A 3,153-nucleotide genomic window follows, 5' to 3' on the forward strand; every position below is an offset into this window, starting at 1 on the left:
GACGCAAGTCGCATGCATTACAATGCTTCTGAGGTATTAAAAAAAGCGAATTGAGGACATTTGTTTCAATTAGACCTTCGCGTGTCTCATGGGTTGAGAACCGCGCGGGTCTGTTATAATGGGAATAAAATTGACAATTTCTCGTTGATTTTCGTAACATTTTCGATTCAAATTTAATTCTGCGACGCAAGTCACATGCATCACGATGCTTCTGAGGTGTTAAAAAAAGCAAATCGTGGACATTTGTTTCAATCAGACCTTCGCGTGTCTCATGGGTCGAGAACCGCGCGAGTCTATTATAATGGGAATAAAATCAACGATTTCTCGTCAATTTTCATAACGCTAACTTAAAAATCATCGCACTCTCTCACCGAGTTGAAAACTATAATTATTTTTATACTAAGTCTATTTAATTTCATTAAAATCCGGATTACAAATCTTTTAATATATTAACGTTAAAAGGCTAAACAGAAATTATTGTAAAGTGCAATTTTTTGCGAATATAAAATTCAGATCTATTTTTTACTTGAAAATAACAAAAATTTTTTGATTGAACCGAATGTCTATATCAAAATGATTTATTCGTTTAATCAAAAATCAAATGAAGAATTGAAATGATAAAATTTTTTTTTTACAGAGGACGACGAGACATGTTTTAGAACAATCCGAAAGGAATCCTTCGATACAAATAATAACCCATGCAACTCATGAAGAAGCCTGCTAAACAGAAAACGACATTTCTGACGAAGTTTATATCGTTTCGTCATTACGTAAATCATTTCGTTCTTGTGTAATTTTTTGTATTTTAATATCCTTTTTATTGGATTCTTCTATTAAACGTTCGTTTTTTATCATCAAAGTATTGTTTAGATCCTGAAAATAAATGATTTCTTCTTCAATTTGCGTGTCGACATTAAGCGGAATAACTTCTTCATCTAAACTTTCACTTTGTGATTCGAAATTTTGCGGTAGTGATACGACATTTTGAGGTTGAGCGCATGGGTATTTTAAATTTTTTGAACGAAGATAATATTTAGATTGTGACATTTTATTTGATATATCTTAATTCATCATGATGATATTATGTAATCCTTAAAAACGAGCGAATGGAAATCAATTTTTTTCGATGCAGGAATTTTATTTGTAATGATGAGAATTGTGTTTTTTTTTAAATACAAAAATGACATTGCGATTATATTTATAATATTTTTTAAAATAAATTTTCAAATATTTTAATTTGCTCAGGAACCATTTTAATTATCAAATATTTATAATTTATGCCTTTTCAAAAATTTTTATATTTGATCTGTTATGTTCAAGACTCTTGCCCAAACAAATTAAGACTTTGAACAAATTATGTATTGTAATCAATTTATAACAAGTGTATTATTAATTTCTTATAAAATAGAGATACAGTGCTACAATAGAATCTACTTTCTTAAAATTTAATTTAAAAGAAATTATAATGGGGACAGTGAAAAATGCGGTCAAAGTTATAGTAATACATATACCAAAATTCAATGTTTTTCACCAAGTAATAAATGCCCAATTTACAAATGTAAGAAAAAAGATCTATGGCATGAACATAAAATATGTTTAAATTGTTTTGTGCAAAGATAAATAACTGAACGATTCGACACAATAAATCCGTACATAGTACTACGAAAGAAATCCGGAAATACTTATTTAAAATATTTTATATACGATTACAAATTAATATGAGATATTTTGTTAATAATTAGAATTTAAAATTTATCTATAATTATAATTAAAGTAATTTGACTATTAAAACGTGAAAATGTTTCAACGAAATTTGACGAAATGAAACACTTTCGTGCACAATTGGAAGCTTTGCTGAAAATATTTACTTCAAAATTTCGTAAATTTTCGAATTATAGCGATCGACGTGTACGACGACAGGAACCAATCGAATTTTATAAAATAAATGCATGACATAAATCAAAAAAATTTTTTTTTTTTTTTTTTGGAAATTTTTCTCGTGCAAAATAATCGCTTTTCGTATTAATAAAAATGGTTTCGTCTTTACTTTCTCCAATTCACTTCGTTTATTTCACTATTCTATGATAATGACAAATTACGAGCTATATTTTTCATATAAAGTTAATAAACAATATTCATTTCACGAATATGTAGTTTATAACTTATATACTGCAAATTTTAAGGCCCCATATACTATTCAAAAAAAAAATGGTTTTTTTAGTAGTTATACTAATTTAGTTAAAAAGCATTCAAACTTTTCATATAAACTTAAAGAGGTAAATAATTTTTTTTCTTTTAGTAATAATTACTTTTAAATGATGAAATCGATTTCTAGAGTATTTGCAAGTTCTAAATGTCTTGCAGTATCTTTGCTCGAGAGATTTATTATCCCTAGAGGCTTGCAATATCCTTGCTCGAGAGATTTATTATCCCTAGAGGCTTTTGCAATATCCTTGCTCGAGAGATTTATTATCCCTAGAGGCTTTTGCAATAATCTTGTTTAAGAGATTTTAAATCCCTAGAGGTTTTGCTTACCTTGCTTGAGAGATATTTATTGCGTTGTGTGTACTGGTTGTCTGATAAAAATATTAAACGTTAACTTACAAAAATAAATTTATCAATTATTGATTAATGTTCTTTTATAATTATAGGAAGAGAAAAATTCGGTTAAGTTGTATTTTGATTTGTTAGAAAAATCCGATTCCGATTATAAAAAGAAGCACGCTTTGTCACATATTTTGACAGATAAAATTCGCAAATTCGAATGGCACGATTTGGATTTTGCTAGTGAAATTAACGATAAAAAAGCATTGCAACAGATATCTCAAGTTAATTTTATTAAAATTTCACTACTTTTATTCGAAGGTTTAATATATCAATTAATATAATTTTTAATTTTAATAGTTATCGAACCACTCTAATAGTACTATTTCTACGATTGCAAAGAACATATATTATCTTGATTTGGATGATAATGATCCACTTTTATCCGGCATTATTGATAAAGATTATATTATATTCAATCACCCTACGATCAATAAAAAAGTAACTCATACCGAATGGGACGAATTTTCAGAAGTTGATGAAGAGTTCCAAGAGACGACTATTCCTTATGATGACAACCATATCTTAAAATGGATTAACGAAATTAAA

3 protein-coding genes are annotated in these 3,153 nt (G+C 27.6%); 1 reads left to right on the top strand and 2 read right to left on the bottom strand.

Features of this window, described 5'->3' with window-relative positions; translation table 11 throughout:
- Positions 1-750: 750 nt before the first annotated feature.
- A complete protein-coding gene (locus tag DMG62_25205; GenBank protein ID PYY18869.1) occupies positions 751-1,047 on the bottom strand; it encodes a hypothetical protein in 297 nt (98 codons plus the stop codon).
- A gap of 817 nt (positions 1,048-1,864) precedes the next feature.
- Positions 1,865-2,056 carry a hypothetical protein gene (locus DMG62_25210; GenBank protein ID PYY18870.1) on the bottom strand — a complete coding sequence of 64 codons (192 nt, stop codon included), beginning with the start codon at positions 2,054-2,056 and terminating at the stop codon, positions 1,865-1,867.
- A 616-nt stretch (positions 2,057-2,672) separates the two neighbouring features.
- On the opposite strand from DMG62_25210, the gene DMG62_25215 reads away from it, so the two are divergent.
- On the top strand, positions 2,673-2,888 hold the full coding sequence (locus tag DMG62_25215) for a hypothetical protein (GenBank protein ID PYY18871.1): 216 nt from the start codon (positions 2,673-2,675) through the stop codon (positions 2,886-2,888).
- The last annotated feature ends 265 nt before the right edge of the window (positions 2,889-3,153 follow it).

This window comes from Acidobacteriota bacterium, assembly GCA_003225175.1.
Taxonomy (GTDB): domain Bacteria; phylum Acidobacteriota; class Terriglobia; order Terriglobales; family Acidobacteriaceae; genus Gp1-AA112.

Bases quoted from the DNA above. Each gene is read 5' to 3' on its own strand.
- DMG62_25205 (PYY18869.1), bottom strand. From the start codon at position 1,047: ATGTCACAATCTAAATATTATCTTCGTTCAAAAAATTTAAAATACCCA.